Source organism: Roseomonas sp. WA12 (genome assembly GCF_054165765.1).
Map to the genome: position 1 here is coordinate 590,971 of NZ_JBSTUI010000002.1, position 20,521 is coordinate 611,491.

Consider the following 20,521-nt stretch of genomic DNA (forward strand, 5'->3'; position numbering starts at 1 on the left):
TAGCGATGCGCGTGATTGTTGAAGAGGAGAAGTGCTGCGGCGCTGGCCAATGTGTAATGGCCGCCCCGACGGTCTTCGACCAGCGCGATGAGGACGGAGTCGTCATCTTGCTTGATGAGAACCCGCCGGAGGAGCGCCGGCTGGAGGTGCTTCAGGCGATCCGAGTCTGCCCGGCGGTGGCGATCAAGGTCGAGGGCTGAGCGGCATGCGCCGTATCTTGGTAGTCGGGGCGTCGGCTGCCGGCCTTTCGGCGGCTGAAACTCTGCGCTTAGAGGGGTTTGGCGGGGAACTGATCATGATCGGGGAGGAGGAAGGGCATCCCTATGATCGCCCGCCCCTTTCCAAACAGATCATGGCTGGAAGTTGGGAACCCGCGCGGGCGATGCTGCGCGACACCGATGCAATTGCGGCGCTGAAGGCGGAATGGCTTTGCGGCAGGCGAGCCACAGGTCTGGACCTCCGCGCGGGCCAGGTTACGCTTTCCTCAGGTGAGGCGCTCGCCTTCGATGGGCTGGTCATCGCAACGGGGGTTCATCCGCGGCGCCTACCAGGGCCAATGCCCGACGGAGTGCATGTACTGCGTACCATGGAAGATGCACTTGCCGTCAGGGCGGCGTTGGCGGGGCAGCCTCGCATCGTTGTGGTCGGCGGTGGCGTACTCGGCACCGAATTCGCAGCCTCAGCACGCACGATGGGACTGGAGGTGACCCTCGTGTGCGATGCAGCCACGCCGATGCGCCGGCAGTTTGGCCCAGAAATCGGGACGCGAATCACTGCGCTGCACCGTGAGCGGGGCGTAATCTTGCGGCTGGGGACTCGGATGGCGAGGCTGGAAGTGACAGGCGGGCGGGTGGCTGGGGTCCGCCTCACCGACGGTGCCTTCTGCCCGGCGGATCTGGTCCTGCTGGCAATTGGGTCCGTGCCGTCCACGGACTGGCTAAGGGACAGCGGCTTGCGTCTCGACCCTGGGGTGGAATGCGACGAGTTTTGTGAGGCTGCCCCGGGTGTCGTCGCTGCCGGAGATGTTGCGTCCTGGTGGCATCCCGGATTTCGAAGGCGGCTTCGCGTCGAGCACCGAATGAACGCGACGGAGCAGGGTGCCGCTGCGGCCCGGACACTGTTGGGGATCCGGCAGCCCTTCAAACCGATCCCCTTCTTCTGGACGGACCAGTTCGACGTGAAGCTCCAAGGCTATGGGTTGTTCCCGGAGAATGGGAGGCTGGAGATCCAAGAAGCGGCCTCGGGGCAGGGGCGGTTCGTAGCGACGTGCTATGAGGCAGGCAGGGCTGTCGGTGCTCTGGGGTGGAATGCGCCGCGGGAACTGCGGCAGGCAAGACAGCAACTCATGCATGACATGGCAGAGCCGTCGCCCGTCTAGCTGCGAAGCATCGATTTCCGGTCTCGACTGCTTGTAGTCATTGGACGCGCAGCGGGGAATTGGGCTGTCCGGCCCCAAAGCTGCCGGGCAGTCCTGCGTTGTGGCTTCAATGGCTGTTCTATTACTTGCGCCGGGCCTGGGCCGCCGCTGGGACCTTCGGAGGGATCGCCGTCTCAGCCAGATAGCGCTGCAGAATGATCGCCTTGTCGCTCGACTCCACCAGCCTCTCTACCAGATCAAGTAAAAGGTGGAATTCCGCCGCGCTGAGGCATCCGAACTGAACATCGTTAACCTGCTGCTGGATCGGCGCAAGCTGGGCCAGTAAGTCCCGCCCCTTCTCGGTAACGCGCAGGCAGACGCGGCGCCGGTCCTGCTCGTCTTCGTCCTTGGTAATCAGGCCCCGGGCGAGAAGCTTATTTGTCAAGGTAGTTACAAAAGCACCACTGAGATGCAGGTGGTCGGCAATTGTGCGCACACTCACATCACCCTGGATCGAGAGGTGCCCGATCGAGATGAGGACCGTGTACTCAACCCCAGCGAGGCCGATCACGGCCCCGTGGCCGGCACGGACCGTTTCATGACGGGCGAAAAACGCAAAAAGCCCATGCACCAGCCGCCTGAAGTCGTGGTCGGAGTTGTTCACGAGAAGCTCAGGCCGAGTGGTCGTGGCCATGACCTGCTTCGTTGCCTTGGACGCCGGCAATGCAGATTTCATTGTTGTAGGCACAGCCTTCGCTACCCCACGGGTGCGCCTCGCCGATGCTGACATGCTAGGTTTGCTCACGTGACCTTCTGCACTTTTCCCCCACGTGAAGACGCGGAGCAATGCTTTGTTCTGAGCTCATCTGGCGTTTCCAGCCGGCTTCGTCAACCAACGCATGTACGACCTATGTAAACGGGGGAAGTAGCTTGCACTAGCTTCTAACAGAAGCTAGCGTTGCAAGCATGCGGTGGTTTGGTGAAGGACATGTTCCGCCCTTGCCTGCCTGCCTTACGGGCTCGTGGTGCCGCATGAGTGCGAGACTGCTGAGGAACGGAGATACCGCAAGATGTCTTTAACTTCCGGCCACGACCCCCTAACGCTAACGGTCGGAGCCGCGTTCCGGCATGCCATGCGCCAACTCGCTGGCGGGGTCTGTGCCATTACCGTTGGGGACGGAGAGGAGCGAGGGGGGCTGGTCGCGACCTCAGTGACCTCCTTGTCTATGGATCCACCGACATTGCTCGTCTGCATCAATCGCAAAGGAGCGAGCCTGCCTTTGATCCGGCGATTCGGCAGCTTTGGAGTCAATGTCCTGACCCATCGACACTTGCCCCTGGCTCAACGGTTCTCGGGCCAGGGGAGCGTTTCGGGAGCGGCGCGCTACGAGGGTAGCGAATGGACGGTTGCCGTGACCGGCACCCCTCTCCTGTCTGACGCGCTGGTCGCTGTAGATTGTGTGGTCGACGAACTGATCGAGCGGCATTCCCACGCCATTGTCATTGGTCGGGTACAGGCCGTCACGCCGGTTCGGGCAGAAGACGCGCTGGTTTACATGCGCGGCGCCTATGCTGCCCTTGCGGTGGATTGACCCGTGTCGGCCCTAACGAATCCGGGCCGGGTATTCTCGCGCACTACCAGCTTCGCCGACTTCATCAGCCCCACCGAGGAACTGCTGGAGGAGGCCCGCCGCGGCCACATGTTCATCCTGGTGGATGATGAGGACCGGGAGAATGAGGGCGACCTCGTCATCCCCGCCCAGTTCGCCACCCCCGACGCCGTCAACTTCATGGCCCGCCACGCCCGCGGCCTGATCTGCCTGGCGATGACCCGCGGGCGCGTGGAGCAGCTCGGCCTGCCTCTCATGGCGCAGTCCAACGGCACCCGGCACCAGACCGCCTTCACCGTCTCCATCGAGGCGCGAGACGGCGTGACGACCGGTATCTCCGCCGCCGACCGCGCCCGGACGGTGGCGGTGGCGATCAACCCCGAGATGGGGCGCGAGCACATTGTCACCCCCGGCCATGTTTTCCCGCTGGTGGCGCGGGAGGGCGGCACCCTGGTGCGCGCCGGCCATACGGAGGCGGCGGTGGACTTCTCCCGCCTCGCCGGGCTGAACCCCGCGGGCGTGATCTGCGAGATCATGAACGACGACGGCTCTATGGCCCGGATGCCGGACCTTGTCTCCTTCGCCCAGCACCACGGGCTGAAGCTCGGCACGATCGCCGACCTGATCGCCCATCGCCGCCGCACCGAGCGCCTGGTGCGCCGCGTGGAGGAAGGCATGCTGGAGGACGCGCCTGGCGGCCCCTGGCGCGTGGTCATCTATGCGAACACCCTGGAATATGGGGAACACCTCGCGCTGGTGCGCGGCGACCTCACCCGGCCCGGCCCGGTACCGGTGCGTGTCCATGCTGTGAACCTGCTGTCCGACATCACCGGCCGGAACGGCCCGAAGGACCTGCACGACGCCATGGAGGAGATCGCGCGCGAAGGCCGCGGCGTGGTGGTGCTCATCCGCGACGTGAAGCCCGATGCCCTATCCGCCCGCGTCCGCGCCGGGCGCGAGAAGGCGGCGCCCGAGCTGCGCGACTACGGCATCGGCGCCCAGATCCTGTCCGATCTCGGGGTGCGGGAGATGATCTTACTTTCCAATCATCCCCGCCCCGTCGTTGGCCTTGAGGGATATGGGCTACGGATCGTGCACACACATCTCCTCACCGCTCTCGGTAAATGAGTTCCATGCACGGCCCAGCTCTGCTGCAGAACAGTGCTGCTGCCCGGCAAGTAAGCATCTGCCGCCGGTTTCGTAACCTGCCGGACGGAAGCAACAAGCAGTCGCACCAGCGCATTCAGCGCTGGAGTGCATTGCTTAGTAACCTTTTCTTCAAAGCGACCAGAAAAGCGTTTTACAAGAAGGTTACGGCCATGTCATGCATGTGCGTAAGTGCAGCGCTGGTCGTCACTGGCGCGGCGTTTGCGTTACCCTGCGCATCGGTTGGCATGGAGCCCCTGACGCCTTCAGCGAGCCGCACTCCGCCACCTAATCCGAAGAGGTAGAACGATGCCGCTATCCCGTCGCTCTCTCGCTTTTCTCACTGCGGCCGGCACGCTGCCGCCTTTCAGCGCCCGGGCACAGGCCGGCCGCCTGGCCGGGCGCGAGGTCCGGATCGGCGCCATCGTGCCGAGCAGCGGGCCTTTCGCCGAATGGGGGCGGGCGAATGCTGCCACGCTGCGAATGGTGGAGGAGCAGGTGAACGCGGCCGGTGGGGTCGAGGGGGCCCGGCTCAAGCTGTTCATCTATGATGACGCTGCACGCCCTGCACAGGCCGCGAATCTCGTGCGTAAGCTGGCGGATGACGACAAGGTCCTTGCCATCGCTGGTCCACTAACGAGCAGCGCCTGCGAGGTGGCCTTCCCCGTAGCAAACCAGGCGAAGCTGGCGACTATCTCCCAGGCCTCATCAAAGCCGGGCACGGCTGCCGCGAATCGCCCCTGGGCCTTCCGCAACACGATCGATGAGGCGGTGATGATGCGCGCTGCCCTGCCATTCCTTAAGGTCGCGTACAACGTGTCGAAGGTCGCCGTCATCTATGACGCAAAGGACGCGAATTCGGTGTCACTTGGCTCACGCATCGTACCGGAGATGCTGGGTGAACACGGCATCACCCTCGCTAATGCCGGCAACCTTGCAAGCTTCAACACGGGTGACATTGACGTCAGCGCGCAGGTCACTGCCCTGAAGGGGCTGAACCCCGATGCGGTCGTTTGTGCGGCGGACTACAGCCAGGCCGTCACCGTGATCCGCGAGATGCGCCGCCAAGGCCTCGTTAAGCCGGTGATCGGCGGGACGCCGCTGATCTCCTCCGCCATCCTGCGTGCCGCGCCGGACGTGCCGATTATTTCCACCGCCACCTATTATGCGGGGCAGGAGGGCGAGGCGGCGAAGCGCTTCACGGATGCGCTGACGCCGGTCCTGCGGCGCACCGCCGGACTGCCGAACACTATCGAGCCCAGCATGTACGACGCCCATATGTACGAGATTGTCGGCATCTACCTCGACGCGGTGCGGAAAGCGGGTATCACCCTGGCTGAGGCGGATCTCGCCACAGACCGCGAGAGGATCCGCGGCCATCTGGAGCACCTGACGGGCTATGACGGCCTGTCCGGCCCGGTCCACTTCAACCCTGACGGTGACGCGGTGAAGACCTACTTCGTGGTGGTCGGGCAGAATGGCCGCTGGACGGAGAGGCTGCGCGGCTGCTCCACCGCCGGCAACCTGACCTGCTGACGCCGCCATGCTTCTGCAGCAGGTCGTCAACGGGCTGACCCTAGGCGCGGTCTATACGTTGGTCGCGCTCGGCTTCTCACTTGTCATGGGCATTCTCGGCGTGCTCAACCTCGCGATCGCCGAGCTCTTCATGATCGGAGGCTATGTGGGCCTCACCCTCGTGCTGGCGGGTTATCCTCTGCCGGTGGCGGTGCTGGCCGCAGCCGGAGTGGCCGCGATGCTCGGCGTGGCGGTGGAGAAGGTGGCCTACCAGCCCTTGCGCAACGCTCCTCCGATAGCCCCGCTTCTCTCGACGCTCGGCTGTTCCGTGATCCTGCAGACGGTCGCGGTGAACATTTGGGGCTCGGACCCGCTGCAGCTGCCGCCCGACCTGCTGGACCTGCGCTTCGACCTGGGCCAGGCCTCGATCGGCCTGGCCCAGGTCGTCATCATCGCGGTCGCGGTGCTTCTCGTCGCCGCACTGGCGCTGCTCGTCCAGCGCAGCAGGGTCGGCCAGGCCTTGCGCGGCATTGCCGAGAACCGCGACGTGGTGCGCCTGCTCGGCGTCAATGCCGGCCGGCTGACCAGTGCTGCCTTCGCTATTTCCGGCGCTCTCGCGGGGACGGCCGGAGTGCTGATCGGCCTGCATTACGCCGCTATCACGCCGTATGTCGGGGTTGAGACGGGGCTCAAGGCCATCGCCGTGATGGTGATCGGCGGTACCACCAGCATATGGGGCGTGCTCCTGGCGGGGCCACTGGTGGGGCTGGTGGAGGTTTTCAGCGTGGTGCATGGGGGTGCCGCGTTCCGCGACTTCGCGGTGTATGGGCTCATGATCCTTGTTCTGCTGCTACGGCCCCAGGGCCTGCTCGGAAGCCGGGCGGCCGGAGCACAGAGAGTTTGATGTCGGCTTATGCGGCCGGACTTCTCGCCGAGATTGGCATCGGCGGCATCGCGGCTCTCGGGGTCTATGTCATCCTAGCCACGGGACAGCTCTCGCTCGGCAATGCTGCCTTCATGGCAATCGGCGCCTATGCGGCGGGATGGCTGACGGTAGCGCATGATGTCGGCCTGACTGCCGCAGTGCTTGCCGGGGCACTGCTCAGCGGCGTCGTGGGCGTGCTGGTCGGCTTTCCGGCACTGCGGCTGCGCGGAATCTACCTCGCCATGGCGACTCTCGGCTTCGGGGAGATGACGCGCAGCTTCTTCTTGTTTTTCGAGCCTATGGGCGGCGCCGCCGGCTTCAGCGGTATGCGGCAGCTGGAGGTCTCCACGATCTGGATCTGGCTGGCGGGCGTCCTCGGCGTGCTCCTGCTGCTGGCGCGCTCCCGGCTCTGGCTCACCCTCCGGGCCGTGAATGACGACGAAGTCGCGGCAAATCTGATCGGCCTGCATGGCACCGCGCTGAAGGTCGGCGCGTTCGGGGTGGGTGCAGCGATTTCCGGCATCGCCGGGGCTCTTTTCGCGCATTGGCACCTGTTCATCGAGCCAGGGAACTTCGGCTTCGAGCGCTCCACCGAGCTGGTGATGGCGGTCATTTTGGGCGGCTCAACCGTTGCCGCCGGGCCGGTTCTGGGGGCGGGGCTCCTGGTGCTGCTTCCGGAGACGCTCCGCTTCGTGGCCGACTGGCGCCTCGCGGCCTTCGGTGCGCTACTGATCCTAGTGCTGCTGGTCCGTCGGCAGGGGTTGCTCGACCGAAACCTGTTGCGCGCGCTGATACCCCGCCGGCGCGGCGCGGCGGCTCCGGAAGCTGCGGAGGTGTCATGAGCGATTCATTGCTGGAGCTGCGGGGCGCCACTAAGCGCTTCGGTGGCATCACCGCGCTGGACGGGGTCTCGCTCACGGTGCCGCGCGGAGGCATCGTAGGCGTGATCGGGCCGAACGGCGCGGGCAAGACCACGCTGTTCAACTTGATCACCGGTGCCTACGACCTTACAGCCGGTCAAGTGCTGTTCGAAGGCCGATCCGTCTCCGGGCTGCGGCCGCATCGCATCGCCCGGCTTGGAATGGCCCGCACCTTCCAAAACATTCGCCTGTTCCCGTCCATGACGGTGCGGGAGCATCTCCTGGTCGGGCAGCGTGGCGGCGGCTTGCGCATCGCGGACCTGCTGCCCTCCGGCGGTGCCAAGCGAGTCGAGCGGGCGGATCTCACGATGCGGCGCTTTGGCCTGGAGGCGCATCGGGACCGCCTAGCCGCAACCCTGCCCTACGGGTTGCAGCGCAAGGTGGAGATGGCCCGCGCCTGGGCCGCGGCGCCCAAGATGCTGCTGCTCGACGAGCCGGTGGCCGGCATGAACCACGAGGAGGCGCAGGATCTCGCCGTGCTGCTACGGGCGTTGCGCGGGGAGGGCTTGTCGATCCTGCTAATCGAGCATGACATGCCCTTTGTCATGGGCCTCTGCGATCATCTGCATGTGCTCGATTTCGGCGTACCCATCGCGGAGGGCACGCCTGAGGTGGTGCGCGCCAACCCAGTGGTGCTCGACGCCTATCTTGGAGCTCCCGCCTGATGCTGGAGATCGAGGGACTCACGGTGTCCTACGGGCCTATCCGCGCCGTGAAGGGGATCGATCTGCGGGTCGGTGCGGGCCAGATCGTTGCCCTGATCGGCGCCAACGGTGCGGGCAAGAGCAGCACAGTCAGGGCCTTAGCGGGGCTGCTGCCCTATATCGGCTCTGCGACCTGGGATGGTCGCCCCTTGCCGCGTGCGCCAGAGACGGTGCTGCGGGCAGGAATCGCCCTGGTGCCGGAAGGCCGAGGCATTCTCCACCGTATGACGGTAGAGGAGAACCTCCGGCTTGGGGCCTATTCGCGCAGAGATCGCGGAGCAGTGGCGGCGGAGACCGAGGCCCAGATGGACCGCTTCCCCATCTTGCGGCAGCGGCGTGGCGGCCTAGCGGGGCTGCTTAGTGGCGGCGAGCAACAGATGCTGGCCATCGCTCGCGCCTTGATGTCGCGCCCACGCCTCCTCGTGCTCGACGAGCCTTCGCTGGGCCTCGCGCCGTTGATGGTGGAGCGTGTCTTCTCGCTGGTCTCCGAGTTGCGGGCGGGCGGGCTCTCCATTCTGTTGGTGGAGCAGAAGGCGCGGCAGACGCTGCGCGTTGCTGACCATGCGTTCCTACTAGAGACCGGACGGATGCGCGCCTCCGGCACGCCGGGCGAACTCGCGGCAAGCCCGGTGCTGGCCGAGGCTTTCCTCGGTGGCATCGCGCCCGCCGCCTAAAGCGGGCGCGACTGCCCACGGGCCGCGGGTCGGGACACCAAATAAAGTTGACAAACTTCCGAAGTGATTCGGATACTCGCAGCCAACGAACAGCCCGGGCTCCAGCCCGGCGATCCATGCACCACGGGAGATGCACCGGCACGGGCGTCAACGCCTAACCACCGTCTTTCAGTCTGCAAGGACGATCATGCACGCGCCATTCTCCCTATCCCGTCGCCGGATCCTGTCATCGGTCGCACTGGCTGGCTTGTCGCCGGGTCTCGCCCGCGCCCAGAGATATCCAGATCGTCCGCTTCGGCTCATTGTGCCGTTCGGCCCGGGCGGTACCGTGGATCTAGTCGGCCGGCTCGTGGGCAATCAGATGGGCCAGACAATTGGCCAGCCCGTGGTGATCGAGAACCGCGGCGGGGCATCCGGCAGCATCGGCTCGGCGGCTCTCGCTCGTGCGACGCCGGACGGCTACACCTTCATGGTCGGCTCCACCACGACCATCAGCATCCTTCCGCAGATCGATCCCAACTCCGCCTACAAGCCGGAGCGCGACTTCATCGGCCTGAGCCAGGCCGCTTATGTCCCTCACGTGCTAGTGGTGAACAACGACGTTCCGGCCCGCAACGTCCAGGAGCTTGTCACCTTCGTCAAAGGCCAGGGCAAGCCGCTGGCGATGGGTGACGGCGGGATCGGCACGCCGCACTACTTGGCATCCGAAATCTTCCGCCAGGCTGCGGGGATCGACGTGCTTCATGTGTCCTACCGGGGCGGCGGCGAGGTTCATGCGGATCTGATCTCCGGGACGATCCAGGCGGCATCCGTCGAGCTTTCGGTGGCGTCGCCCTATATGCGGACTGGGCAGCTTCGCGCCATCGGCATCGCCTCGCGGGAGCGCTCGCCGGCCTTTCCCGACCTGGCCACCTTCATCGAGCAGGGCATCCCGGACTATGAGATCACCTCCTGGTTCGGCTTCTTCGCGCCAATCAGGACGCCCGAAGACGTTGCTCGCCGGCTGGAGACGGAGATCGGTGTCGCGCTCCGCAATCCGGAGGTGCAGGACAAGCTTATCAAGGCAGGCGCCACGGTGGTGGGCAGCAGCGCGAAGGAATTCGCCGAGCACATTGTGCGCGAGCATGTGAGATGGGGCACGGCAATCCGGCTCGCCGGTCTCGGTGCGGGGAAATAGGGTGAGCTCCAAGCTGCTGATCACCGGGGGCCAGGAGGCCCTCTTTCCGGCCGCCTTCGCCTCGGGTGCCACCTCCATCTGCCTCGATCTGGAGGACACAGTCCCGGGCGAGTTAAAGGCCGCGACCCGCTCCCTGATCCCCGAATTCCTGCGCCGGGGTCGCCCCTCCGGCGCAGAGCTGGCGATTCGGATCAGCCCGCTTTCCACACGCGACGCGCTGGTGGACATCCCCCTTCTGCTTGATGCGGCGGAGCTGCCCGATTCCGTGGTGCTGACGAAGGTGGAGAGTGCTGCGGAGGTCCTGCTGATCGACGAGCTGCTGGGCGGGCGGTGCAAGCTGCTGCCCTTCAACATCATCATCGAGACGCCGCGCGCCCTGGCCGCCGTGGAAGAGATTGCTGCCGCGAGTTCCCGTATCATCGCCTTGTCCTTTGGTGGCAAGGACCTGTCGAAGGCGCTGCGGATGGAGCGTGGCTGGGAGCCGATGCTCTATGCGCGGTCCCGCATCGTCAACGCGGCGGCGGTGCGTGGGATCGATGTCTACGACGAGCCCTTCCATCCTAGGGACGACCTGGAGGGCTTGCGGCAGAACTGTCTGCGCGTAAAGGCGATGGGCTTCACGGGAAAGTCGACGACCGACCCTCGCCATCCCGCCGTCATCAACACGGCTTTCGCCGGGTAGGACGGCGTACTTGCGGCCACCATCCGTCAGCGGATGAGCGCTGACGGATGCGACCGATTATCGGGCCGGATCCCGGCCCGTCCCCGTCAGTGGGCGCTTCCAGAGAAGTCCATAGGCAGGCGGCATTCCGTGACGCGGACGTTGCGCATGCCGGCCGGGGTATTGCGGCTGCGGCCGATGAAGCGCGGCACGGCATCGGTGAAGACGGCTGAGACGGCCGGCACATCGCCGTTGCTGAGGGCCGAAAGGGCATCGTTCTTCGAGCCGCCGGCGCAGGCATCGATCAGCACAACATCCGCATCGCGGTCCACCGCCAGCACGCCCGAGTTCAGGCCGTAGGTGCGGGCGTTGTTGCCTGTGGCGGCGGCGATGGCCTGCTCGGGCGGCATTCCGCCGAGGCTAGCCAGATGGCTGATGGTGTAGAACATGCCCAAGGGCATGATGCCGCTGCCGGTGGGCGTGTCGGTGGCGATCAGCAGGCGCTCGGGCTGCCCGGCTTCATCCAGCAGGCGGGCAGTCAGCAGGGCGGTGCGAAGATTCCCGGCGGTGCAGATCTGCATCGCCACGGTGCTCTCGTTTACCAGCCGCTCGAAGCCTTCCTCCGGCATGGCAACGGGGCCGCCATTGACGTGGAAGGAGACGGTCGGGTCAGAGGCCAGCACATGCTCGGCCCAGATGCCGGAGGAGCCAGGGATGGAGGAGCCGCCAGTGTGCATGGTCGTGACGATGCCCAGGGACCGTGCGGCCTTCATCAACGGCGCGTAGTCGAACGGTGTTTGGAAGGCGCCGAAGCCGGCCTTGGCGAGCCATATACCGGCGTCCTTCAACTCCGCCAAATCGGCCTCGGTCAGGCCCGGCTCAAGGATTACGGAACCGGCATGAACGCGCATGCCGCCAGGGCGATAATCGCGGAAGCAGGCGGCGGCCGCCAGGGCCAGGGCCTTCACCCCGGCCGGATCCTTCGGGCGCCCAGGCACATGTACCTCTGAGGCGGTGATGGCGGTGGTGGTGCCGCCATGCACATAGCTTTCGAGATAACCCACCACCCTCTGACGCGGCGTATAGTCACCGAAGGTGATGTGCACATGGCTGTCGATCAGTCCGGGGATGGCGACCGTGCCGGCGGCGTCTACCACCACGTCGGCGCCCGCCACCTGCTCGGAAGTGAGATTGCCAATGGCGGCGATGCGGCCGTCCTGCAGGAGGATTCCGTCCCCCGGTGCAAAGGGGGCGGAGTGATCGCCGGTGACGATGCGCCCCAGATTAACGATCGCGACCCTCACCTCAATAGAGCCCGTCGCGCTTGGAGATCTGACTGGCCTGGAGGCCGCCGACGCGAGCGTTCAGGCGGCCGCGGTTGGCCAGGACAATGATCAGGGCCAGCTCGTCGGCCGCCGGGCTTTCATCCGGCATGGAAATGGTCATGCCATCATAATGGGATCGGACGTAGAGCGCGTCCTTATGCGCCAGCGGAACGTCGATCCTCACACCCGGTGCGCCCACCTTGGTGAAGGACGGCACCCAGGAGAGCCCGCCTCCCAGCGCGGCCCTGACTGGCTCGGCGAAGGTGGAGGTGAGCAGGGCATTGGCATGCTCCAACTCGCCACCGAGACCGACAACCCCGCCCTTGCCATAACTCTCGGCCTTGTGGGGCCCCATGGCCTCCACGGCGAGCTTCGCAATAAAGGCGCCTACTTCCTTGCTGGCCTCAACGCCCTCCGACAGGTCGTCGACATAGCGGCCGGCATAAGGATTTCCGAGAATGACGACGGCCGCGACCTTGCGCAGCGGCTGTTCTGTACGCTGGCCGGCCTCAACGGCCCTCTCGTCAACCAGGGTAAACCAGCGGCGGACATCAAGCTTCATTGCAGACTCCAAGCTTTTCCTCCCGCACATTAACTAATGTTGTTAGCTTGTCGAGAAACTAAATCGTTCCTGTGCTTGAGCGTGGTGCGACCATCAGGTCGCCCGATGTCACGCTTGGGATTTCACTGTGATATTTCACTCTTGTGCTGACGCTCATCCGCGCTCAACATCCAAGCGGTCCCGACCGTGGCAGGTAAGGGTCCAGCGAAGCCGCTCCGAATTTCGGGCGCGCTGCCTTCCATGACGTGTCGGCTGAGGAGACTGAACGGTATGCCCGTACCACATCCTGTTCTCATTGTGGGCGCGGGTCCGGTCGGTCTGTCCGCCGCCGCCGAGCTGGTCCGCCATGGCGTGCCTGTTCACATACTGGAGGCCGGGCCAGAACTCTCCGGCGAGATGCGCGGGTCAACCTTCCACGCCCCAACGCTCGACATGCTGGACCAGCTGGGCGCCGCGAAGGCAATGATCGCGCAGGGAATCGTCGCGCCGCGCATGCAGTACCGCAGTCGCGATCAGGGCATCATCGCGGATTTCGACTTCGGCGTGCTCTCAGATGTCTCGCGCCATCCCTTCCGCTTGCAATGCGAGCAGTTCAAGCTGACCCGCATTCTGCACGGGCTGCTGAGCGACCGGCCGGGCTACTCCATTCGCTTCGATGCCCGCGTATCCAGCTGCCTGGACCGGGGGGACACGGTGGAGGTCACGCTCGAGAACGGAGACCGCGTGGTCGGCTCCCATGTGATCGGTGCGGATGGCGCGCGCAGCCCGGTGCGGAAGTCCGCCGGGATCGAGTTCGAGGGCTTCACCTGGCCGGAGCGCTTCCTCGTGCTCTCCACACCCTTCGACTTCGCCGAGATCATCCCGGACCTGGCCGACGTCTCCTACTACGCCGATCCCGAGGAGTGGTTCTTCCTGCTGAAGGTGCCTGGCGTATGGCGCGCCATGTTCCCCGTGCCTGCCGAGGTGGCGGACGAGGAGACGATGACCGACGAGTACGCACGCGCCCGCTTCGCCCGCATCGTCGCAGGACGGGACAGCTACCCGACGCGGCACCGCACGCTGTACCGCGTGCACCAGCGTGTGGCGAAGACGTTCCGCCAAGGCCGCGTGCTGCTGGCCGGCGACGCCGCGCACATCAACAACCCGCTCGGCGGCATGGGGCTGAACGGCGGCGTGCACGACGCCTTCAACCTGGGCGGCAAGCTCGCCCGGGTCTGGCACGGCGAGGCGGGCGACGAGTTGCTCGATCTTTACGACCGCCAGCGGCGCGGCGTGACGGTGGAGCACGTGCAGCGCCAGACCATCGCCAACAAGCAGAACCTGGAGGCCAAGGAGCCGGAGGCGCAGCGCGCCTTCCGGGAGCGGATGGCGGAGACAGCCGCCGATTCCGCCAAGGCACATGCCTACCTCATGGGCGTCTCCATGATCAACGGCCTGCGCCGCGCGGCCGAAATCGCCTGATCCGCGGCACGAGAGAGTTTCGGACATGACCGAGTTGACCTTCGACTTCCAGACCAACGGCACGGGCACGCGGCGCAGCCTCGCACTGCGCGACCTGGTAATTGCCGGCTGGACCGGCCGCGACCCGCACAAGGTGCAGGAGCATATCGAGGAACTGGCCGCGCTCGGCGTGGCCCCGCCTCCCACCACGCCCTGCTTCTATCGCGCCGGGCTGGAGACGCTGACCACAACGCCCGCGATCGACTGCCTGGGCGCCGAGTCCAGCGGTGAGGCGGAGTTCGTCATCGTCATCGACGGTGATGGGCAGTGGTGGGTCGGGCTCGGCTCGGACCACACCGACCGCAAGGTGGAGAGCTACTCCATCACCGTATCCAAGCAGATGTGCCCCAAGCCCGTCGCGTCCACGCTCTGGCGCTTCGATGACGTGGCTGCCCACTGGGACAGCCTCGAGCTGCGCTCCTGGGTGCAAGAGGGCACGGGGTGGACGCCGTATCAGGAAGGCAGCGTCGCCGGGATGCGCGACCCGCGCGACACGGTGGCGGCGCATGAGGCCCAGGGCCGCGGCGCACTTCGCGTCGGCACGCTGATGTTCGGCGGCACGCTGACCGCTATGGGCGGCATCCGCCCGCGCCAGGGCTTCCGGATGGAGCTGCGCGACCCCGTGCTCGGGCGCGCCATAACCCATGAGTACACGGCCCGCTGGCTGGCCGAGTAGGACGGAGACGGATCATGCCGATCACCAAGGAACACCTCGAATTCCACGTCCCCGACACGGGCACGGGCTGGGAAGTACCGACGGGCTACCCCGCCGGGATCGAGCAGAAGATCCTCGCCGGCAAGCTGGACGAGGAGAACAAGCGCGGCCACCGCACGCGCCTGCTGCGCTTTCAGCCCGGCGAGTTCACCACCGCCCCATTCGTGCATGACTACTGGGAGGAGGTGTGGCTGGTCTCGGGCGACCTGATTGTCGGCAACGACGCGCAGGGGAATGGCGGCGAGAAGTACGACGAAGCCGCCTACGCCTGCCGTCCGCCGGGCGCCTATCACGGTCCTTTCAAGTCCGACACGGGCTGCACGCTGCTCGAGATCCACTACTACGACGAGACGCCGAAGTGAGCGGCACGGCCGGCCCGACCCTGGACGCCCTGGCGGCCAATCTTGCCGCCGGGCGCACCACAAGCCGCGCGCTGGTGGAGAGCTGCCTGGCGCGGATCGCCGATCCGGCTGGAGAGGGCGGGCGGGCCTTCCTGCAAGTAAATGCCGAGGGCGCCCGCGCGGCGGCCGAGGCGATGGACGCGCTGCGCCGCGCCAACGCCGCGCCCTCGCCATATGCCGGCATTCCGGTTTCCGTGAAGGACCTGTTCGACGTTACCGGCCAAGTGACGCGCGCCGGCTCCCGCGCGCTCGACGACGCGGCGGCTGCGGACGCCGACGCCCCAGCCGTTGGCCGGCTGCTCCGCGCGGGCTTCGTGGTGATCGGCCGCACCAACATGACAGAGTTCGCCTATTCCGGCCTCGGCCTCAACCCGCATTACGGCACGCCCCGCAGCATGTGGCGCCGCGAGGAGGGGCATGTGCCCGGCGGCTCCTCCTCCGGCGCCGCCATCTCGGTGGCAGACGGCATGGCGCATGGCGCGCTTGGCACCGATACCGGCGGTTCCTGCCGCATCCCTGCGGCCTTCAACGGACTGACCGGCTTCAAGCCCACTGCACGGCGCGTGCCGCTGGAGGGCAGCGTGCCCCTCTCCGGCACCCTGGACTCCATCGGCCCGATCGCCCGCAGCACGCGCTGCTGCGCCGTGATGGATTCGGTGCTGGCCGACGAACCGCTCGAGCCCCTACCCGAGATGCCGTTAGCCGGTCTTCGCCTGCTGCTGCCGGAAACGGTGGCGCTGGATGGGATGGAAGCGGCGGTCTCCGTCGCGTTTGAGGCCGCGCTGGCGCGCCTTTCGCGCGCGGGCGTTCAGATTGAGCGGGCGGCGATGCCGGAATTCGCCGAGGTGGCCTTGATGAACGCGCTGGGCGGGTTCACCGCTTCGGAGAGCTATGCTTGGCACCGCCCACTGCTGGCGCGGCGTGGCGACGATTACGACCCGCGCGTTAGCAGCCGTATCCGCCGCGGCGCCGGCATGTCGGCTGCGGACTACCTCGACCTGAAGCGCGCGCGGAAGGACTTCGTGAGGCGTGCCTCCGCGCGGATCGCGGGATACGATGCGCTGGTCATGCCCACCGCACCGATCCTGCCGCCGCGCATCCGCGACCTGGAGGACGAGGCCGCCTACACCGCCGCAAATCTGGCAGCGCTTCGCAATCCCACGCTGATCAACATGATGGATGGCTGCTCCGTCTCAGTGCCAGCAACTCGCCCCCCGGAGCCGCCGGTCGGGCTGATGCTCTCCGCCGCCGCGGGCGGGGACCGGCGCCTGCTGGCCCTGGCCGCGTCCGTGGAAGCCGTGCTGGGCGCCTGAACCGGCGGCCGGCGCCTCACCCGGAACGGTTCCGGGAAGGCCTTTGGGGAAGCCAGTCACACAGGTCGGGAAAGAGGTCCATCAGAGGCCCACCCCGGCTCCGACCCATGCTTCGCAAGGAGGCGAGACAATGTTGCGTCTAACTGGATCCCGGACCGCTCCAAAGGTCGCTCGGCTGGCCGTGACGGCCCTTGCCGCTCTCCTCGTCGCGGCCCCGGCCCGCGCGCAGGACAACTGGCCCGACCGTCCCATCCGTGTGCTCGTTCCCTTCGCCCCTGGCGGCGTAACGGACAGCATCGGGCGGCTCAGTGCGGAGTGGCTCGGCAGGTCGTTGGGGCAGCCCGCGCCGGTCGAGAACCGCAGCGGCGCCAATGGCGCGATCGCTGCCGAGGCCGTGGCACGAAGCGCGCCAGACGGCTACACGCTGTTCACCGCCAGTGCGTCCCAGATGGTGATGCTGCCCGCGCTCACCCGGCTCAGCTTCAATCCGGCCACCGACTTCGCGCCGGTCTCCATCGTGGCGAGCAACCCCATGGTGCTGGCCGTCAGCACCTCGCTGAACGTCTCGACGCTGCAGGACTTCGTCGCGCTCGCGAAGGCGCGGGCGGGCAAGCTGGACTACTCCTCCGCCGGTAACGGCTCCTCCACCCATCTGGCCATGGCCCTGCTGATGCAGCGCGCCGGGATCGAGATGCAGCACGTGCCCTATCGCGGCGGCGCGCCCGCGATGCAGGCCTTGCTGACGGGCGAGGTCGCGGCCTATTTCGGCAACCCCTCCGACATGATCCCGCATCTGGGCGGTGGGCGCATCCGCGTGCTCGCTGTGGCGGGAACCGAGCGCCTCTCCAGCCTGCCGGGTGTGCCGACAGTGGCCGAGAGCGGCTATTCGGCGTTCCGCGCGGAGACGTGGAACGGCATCGCGGCCCCGGCCGGCACCCCCGCCACCGCCATCCGTCGCATGGCCGAAGCCCTGGGCAATGCCTGCGACGACGCGAAGTTCCGCGACTCACTGGAGCGGCTTGGCACCACGCCCGTTTGCAACACGCCCGAAGCGTTCGCTGAGACGATGCGTCGCGACGCCCCCCTCTGGCAGGAAGCCGTCCGGATCTCAGGCGCCAGTCTGGATTAAGGATCAACGGAACGGGCGACCGTCCAGTGCAGTCGGCCCGGGCCCTTGCTGAGTGGGCGCCGTGGCTTCAAGTTCGCGACGCCGGCACAGGGGAGGAAGGCAGGACTATGGGTGCGCCGGCGATGAAGACCGACCGTTGGCTGGCCCGTACCGGCGGGCGGGCGTCTGATGGCTATCAGGCGCAAGCGCGTGCTGTCCCGCTCAAGGATCAGGCCTACGAGATCATCCGCCACCAGATCATCACCTGCCGCCTTACCCCCGGGGAGAAGCTGAACGAGGCGCAGGTTGCCGACCTGCTCGGACTTAGCCGCATGCCGGTCCGGCATGCGCTCGCGCGCCTCCGGTTGGAAGGCCTAATCACCATCCGGCCGAGGAAGGGTATCGAGGTCCGCCCCATCGACCCCGCGGAGCTGCTGCAGATCATCGAAGCGCGCACGGTGAACGAGTGCCACGCTGTGCGTCTCGCCGCGGCCCGCTTCACGGCCGAGGACGCCGCTGCGATGGACGCGGTGCTGCGCGATGCTGAGGCGGCGCTGAGCCGGCACGACACCGAGGCACTAATGCTGCTGGACACCTCCTTTCACGCCCTCATCGCGCGAAGCTCCGGCAGCACGATTTTTGCCGACATCCTTGGCAACCTGCATGACCGAGCCGTGCGCTTCTGGTTTATTTCCTTGGACAGGGAGGCGCACCAGGGCAGCGTAATGCAGGAACACCGCGCCATCCGGGACGCCCTGGCGGCGCGCGATGCTGAGGCGGCGGAGGCGGCGATGGCGCGGCATATCGCCGCCTTCCGGCAAAATGTGATGCTACTCATCGGGCAGTGATCCTGGCCAGCAGGCGGCGACTCCTGCTGCGGACTAGGCTCCCGCTCTAGGTCGCCGGCTTTATTAACAGTGTCGGAATGCCTCCTTGCTACCTGCATCGTCACGAGACGCGTTTCTATGCCGATGATCAGGCATGATGTACGCGATCGATGCTGCCTGTGCAGGATCTCCTGAGCGGTCTGATTCTGGTCTCTGTTCACATGCTGATCGCTCTCGCCCGCTTCGACCAGGCCCAGCGCGGCAGCAGGCTAAGTTGACGGGGCTGCCGGTTCACTCCTCATCACTGATCTCCAGACCGCGCTGAAATTGTGAAGGCATCTCGAGGCGGTAGAATCGACTGAGCGTCCGTGCCCAACCAGCCGTCGCGTCGACGGCCCAGAGGTCCGTTGTCACGACAGGACCGGGCGGAAGGCGTGGGTGACCGAGGCCCATACCGGCGAGGCACGGTACGGGACGGGTGATGATCTGCCAGGCATGTAGAACTGGCGCGCCAGCGAGCTGATCGGCGTTGGGCATGCTGCTGGCCGCAAGGCTGCGCAAGTCAGCGATGAGAGCTTCCAATCGGGTAATCTGGAATTGCAGCTGCTGCCGGGCGAGGAGGTCAGGGGGGCCGTCGAGGCGGATCATGGGAAAGGCAAGTTCCGTGAGAGCGCGATCTCTCGCTCGCAAAGGCGTCGAGCCACTGCGAGCGAAGATCAAGCGATGTGAAAGGGAGGCCCTGCTCCTGTCAGGGGCATGGCCGTGGTGGGTGTCGGGTCAGCCCCGGCCGTCGAGCCAGCCGAGGACGGAGGGGAGTGGGACGGCGAGGCGCAGGGCCCGACCGCCAGGCAGGAGGAGGAGGACGTCGCCGTCCCCATCCTCGCTGATCGCGACGACGGCCGTGGCGGCGAGAGCATGCCGGCGTCCATCGACGTCACGGACGATGACGAAGCGACCGCGTCGCTCGCCTTCGGTCAGTTTGTCCCGCAGGAATTCCGCCTCGCTCATCGCCGCATCCCTGAGCGGAGGGCGGCAAGGCGCGCGGTGCGGGCCCGGGCACGGCAGGCCCGGAGCAGGGCCCGGGGGAGGGTGGTGCCGCGCTCGCCGGCCAGGCGATGCGAGATGGCGCCCTGCGTCACGCCGAGCCGGGCAGCGACCGTCGCGAGCGTTAGCGTCGAGCCTGGCCGGGAGTACGCCGTCAGCCACCAGCGGAGCAGGCGCGCGTCGGCAGCGGGCGCCTTGCGGCCGAGAGCCGCGCCCCGCAGGCGGTTGTCCTCTTTCATGCGGGCCCGAACGGCACCGGCGAGTTCGTCGGAGATCCCGTGCCCACGACGCCTGATGGATTCCTGCAGGCGACGAGGATTAAGCCCCCGGGTGCGCGCGATCTCGGCCAGCCCCATGCCAGCCGGAGCGGCGAGATAGTTCAGCAGCGTCGCGATGACGGCCGACGCCGTGGCCTCCTCTGCCGCGGACCGGACAGCTTGGCGCCGGGCCTGTGCGGCGCGGGCCGCGGCGAGGCGTTCGGGATCGACGACCAGGTGGCGCGCCGTGCCGGCGAGGAGGCCGAGCAGCACCGCCTCGTGCACCCCGTGCCGACGGCAGAGGGTGCGCGTGGGGAGGCTCGGATCGGCCTCCGCGAAGTCGGTGAGGAGATGGTTCAGCGCCTCGGGTGTGTGGCGTGGACGGGCGCTGGCGAGGGCCTGATGCAGGCGGTAGGCCGGATCCGCCTGGCGTGCGCGGCGTGCCATGGCCGCGCGATAGCGTTCCTCCCGGGAGACGAGGCGACCGACGGGCGCACCCTCGCCCCCCGGGCCCTGGTTCAGGAGAGCGGTGCCGAGGCGAGCTCGCAGTCCCGCAACGAGGGCGACCTCGGCCGCTCCGATCGCGTGGATGGGATGCATGCCGACGAGGCGCATCACCAGGGTTTCACCCTGCTCGGCCAACTGGCGCAGGCGGGTCTCCAGTTGGACATTGGAGCCCTCGCGATGCCGGGCAAAGGAGACGTGCGCGGCAAGGCGGGTGGCGGGATTCTGACTGGTAAAGCCCGCGTAGAAGGGCTCTGGGTCGTTGAGGCCGGACAT

General features: G+C 66.8%; 23 protein-coding genes. 17 read left to right on the forward strand and 6 right to left on the reverse strand.

Annotation, left to right across the window (positions count from 1 at the left end):
- The first annotated feature begins 5 nt into the window (after positions 1-5).
- Positions 6-200 (forward strand): ferredoxin, encoded by a 195-nt coding sequence (locus ACVBD7_RS25265; RefSeq protein ID WP_458098237.1) that lies wholly within the window; start codon positions 6-8, stop codon positions 198-200.
- Between the two features lie 5 nt (positions 201-205).
- Positions 206-1,378: an NAD(P)/FAD-dependent oxidoreductase gene (locus tag ACVBD7_RS25270; RefSeq protein WP_458098238.1), complete on the forward strand. Its 1,173-nt coding sequence runs from the start codon at positions 206-208 to the stop codon at positions 1,376-1,378.
- Between the two features lie 121 nt (positions 1,379-1,499).
- On the opposite strand, the gene ACVBD7_RS25275 is transcribed toward ACVBD7_RS25270, so the two are convergent.
- Positions 1,500-2,051: a MarR family winged helix-turn-helix transcriptional regulator gene (locus ACVBD7_RS25275; protein WP_458098239.1), complete on the reverse strand. Its 552-nt coding sequence runs from the start codon at positions 2,049-2,051 to the stop codon at positions 1,500-1,502.
- A 439-nt stretch (positions 2,052-2,490) separates the two neighbouring features.
- Between ACVBD7_RS25275 and ACVBD7_RS25280 the strand changes: the two genes are divergently transcribed.
- The 9 genes from ACVBD7_RS25280 to ACVBD7_RS25320 all read left to right on the forward strand — a co-directional run bounded on the left by ACVBD7_RS25280 (position 2,491) and on the right by ACVBD7_RS25320 (position 10,710).
- Complete coding sequence (locus ACVBD7_RS25280; RefSeq protein WP_458098240.1) at positions 2,491-2,949, forward strand: flavin reductase family protein; 459 nt, start codon at positions 2,491-2,493, stop codon at positions 2,947-2,949.
- A 3-nt stretch (positions 2,950-2,952) separates the two neighbouring features.
- On the forward strand, positions 2,953-4,095 hold the full coding sequence (ribB, locus tag ACVBD7_RS25285; protein WP_458098241.1) for a 3,4-dihydroxy-2-butanone-4-phosphate synthase: 1,143 nt from the start codon (positions 2,953-2,955) through the stop codon (positions 4,093-4,095).
- A 327-nt stretch (positions 4,096-4,422) separates the two neighbouring features.
- Positions 4,423-5,649: an ABC transporter substrate-binding protein gene (locus tag ACVBD7_RS25290; RefSeq protein ID WP_458098242.1), complete on the forward strand. Its 1,227-nt coding sequence runs from the start codon at positions 4,423-4,425 to the stop codon at positions 5,647-5,649.
- Between the two features lie 7 nt (positions 5,650-5,656).
- Positions 5,657-6,532, forward strand: a complete 876-nt coding sequence (locus tag ACVBD7_RS25295; protein WP_458098243.1) for a branched-chain amino acid ABC transporter permease — start codon at positions 5,657-5,659, stop codon at positions 6,530-6,532.
- Positions 6,532-7,395: a branched-chain amino acid ABC transporter permease gene (locus ACVBD7_RS25300; protein WP_458098244.1), complete on the forward strand. Its 864-nt coding sequence runs from the start codon at positions 6,532-6,534 to the stop codon at positions 7,393-7,395. Before ACVBD7_RS25295 ends, ACVBD7_RS25300 begins: the two co-directional genes overlap by 1 nt.
- Entirely contained in the window at positions 7,392-8,138 is a 747-nt protein-coding gene (locus tag ACVBD7_RS25305; protein WP_458098245.1) for an ABC transporter ATP-binding protein, read from the forward strand. The genes ACVBD7_RS25300 and ACVBD7_RS25305 overlap by 4 nt, the downstream gene beginning before the upstream one ends.
- Positions 8,138-8,851, forward strand: coding sequence for an ABC transporter ATP-binding protein (locus ACVBD7_RS25310; RefSeq protein WP_458098246.1), 714 nt, complete (start codon positions 8,138-8,140; stop codon positions 8,849-8,851). The genes ACVBD7_RS25305 and ACVBD7_RS25310 overlap by 1 nt, the downstream gene beginning before the upstream one ends.
- Before the next feature lie 187 nt (positions 8,852-9,038).
- Complete coding sequence (locus ACVBD7_RS25315) at positions 9,039-10,028, forward strand: Bug family tripartite tricarboxylate transporter substrate binding protein (RefSeq protein ID WP_458098247.1); 990 nt, start codon at positions 9,039-9,041, stop codon at positions 10,026-10,028.
- A 1-nt stretch (position 10,029) separates the two neighbouring features.
- The gene (locus ACVBD7_RS25320) at positions 10,030-10,710 is read left to right on the forward strand and encodes an HpcH/HpaI aldolase/citrate lyase family protein (protein WP_458098248.1); all 681 of its coding nucleotides are present in this window, start codon (positions 10,030-10,032) and stop codon (positions 10,708-10,710) included.
- A gap of 86 nt (positions 10,711-10,796) precedes the next feature.
- Here ACVBD7_RS25320 and ACVBD7_RS25325 read toward each other — a convergent pair whose 3' ends face one another.
- Together ACVBD7_RS25325 and ACVBD7_RS25330 are read right to left on the reverse strand one after the other, a co-directional pair.
- Positions 10,797-11,993, reverse strand: coding sequence for an amidohydrolase family protein (locus ACVBD7_RS25325; RefSeq protein ID WP_458098249.1), 1,197 nt, complete (start codon positions 11,991-11,993; stop codon positions 10,797-10,799).
- Position 11,994: 1 nt separating this feature from the next.
- Positions 11,995-12,576 carry an amino acid synthesis family protein gene (locus ACVBD7_RS25330; protein ID WP_458098250.1) on the reverse strand — a complete coding sequence of 194 codons (582 nt, stop codon included), beginning with the start codon at positions 12,574-12,576 and terminating at the stop codon, positions 11,995-11,997.
- Positions 12,577-12,846: 270 nt separating this feature from the next.
- Between ACVBD7_RS25330 and ACVBD7_RS25335 the strand changes: the two genes are divergently transcribed.
- From ACVBD7_RS25335 to ACVBD7_RS25360, 6 genes are all read left to right on the forward strand, one after another.
- Positions 12,847-14,037, forward strand: a complete 1,191-nt coding sequence (locus ACVBD7_RS25335; RefSeq protein ID WP_458098251.1) for an FAD-dependent oxidoreductase — start codon at positions 12,847-12,849, stop codon at positions 14,035-14,037.
- A 25-nt stretch (positions 14,038-14,062) separates the two neighbouring features.
- Complete coding sequence (locus ACVBD7_RS25340) at positions 14,063-14,752, forward strand: DUF2848 domain-containing protein (protein WP_458098252.1); 690 nt, start codon at positions 14,063-14,065, stop codon at positions 14,750-14,752.
- A 14-nt stretch (positions 14,753-14,766) separates the two neighbouring features.
- Complete coding sequence (locus tag ACVBD7_RS25345; protein WP_458098253.1) at positions 14,767-15,153, forward strand: cupin domain-containing protein; 387 nt, start codon at positions 14,767-14,769, stop codon at positions 15,151-15,153.
- Positions 15,150-16,505 (forward strand): amidase, encoded by a 1,356-nt coding sequence (locus ACVBD7_RS25350; protein ID WP_458098254.1) that lies wholly within the window; start codon positions 15,150-15,152, stop codon positions 16,503-16,505. Before ACVBD7_RS25345 ends, ACVBD7_RS25350 begins: the two co-directional genes overlap by 4 nt.
- A gap of 130 nt (positions 16,506-16,635) precedes the next feature.
- A complete protein-coding gene (locus ACVBD7_RS25355) occupies positions 16,636-17,634 on the forward strand; it encodes a Bug family tripartite tricarboxylate transporter substrate binding protein (protein WP_458098255.1) in 999 nt (332 codons plus the stop codon).
- Between the two features lie 122 nt (positions 17,635-17,756).
- Positions 17,757-18,461, forward strand: coding sequence for a GntR family transcriptional regulator (locus tag ACVBD7_RS25360; RefSeq protein ID WP_458098256.1), 705 nt, complete (start codon positions 17,757-17,759; stop codon positions 18,459-18,461).
- Between the two features lie 270 nt (positions 18,462-18,731).
- Here ACVBD7_RS25360 and ACVBD7_RS25365 read toward each other — a convergent pair whose 3' ends face one another.
- The 3 genes from ACVBD7_RS25365 to ACVBD7_RS25375 form a co-directional block, all read right to left on the reverse strand.
- Complete coding sequence (locus ACVBD7_RS25365; RefSeq protein WP_458098257.1) at positions 18,732-19,088, reverse strand: DUF6634 family protein; 357 nt, start codon at positions 19,086-19,088, stop codon at positions 18,732-18,734.
- A gap of 129 nt (positions 19,089-19,217) precedes the next feature.
- Positions 19,218-19,448, reverse strand: a complete 231-nt coding sequence (locus ACVBD7_RS25370) for a hypothetical protein (protein WP_458098258.1) — start codon at positions 19,446-19,448, stop codon at positions 19,218-19,220.
- The gene (locus tag ACVBD7_RS25375) at positions 19,445-20,521 is read right to left on the reverse strand and encodes a hypothetical protein (RefSeq protein WP_458098259.1); all 1,077 of its coding nucleotides are present in this window, start codon (positions 20,519-20,521) and stop codon (positions 19,445-19,447) included. The genes ACVBD7_RS25370 and ACVBD7_RS25375 overlap by 4 nt, the downstream gene beginning before the upstream one ends.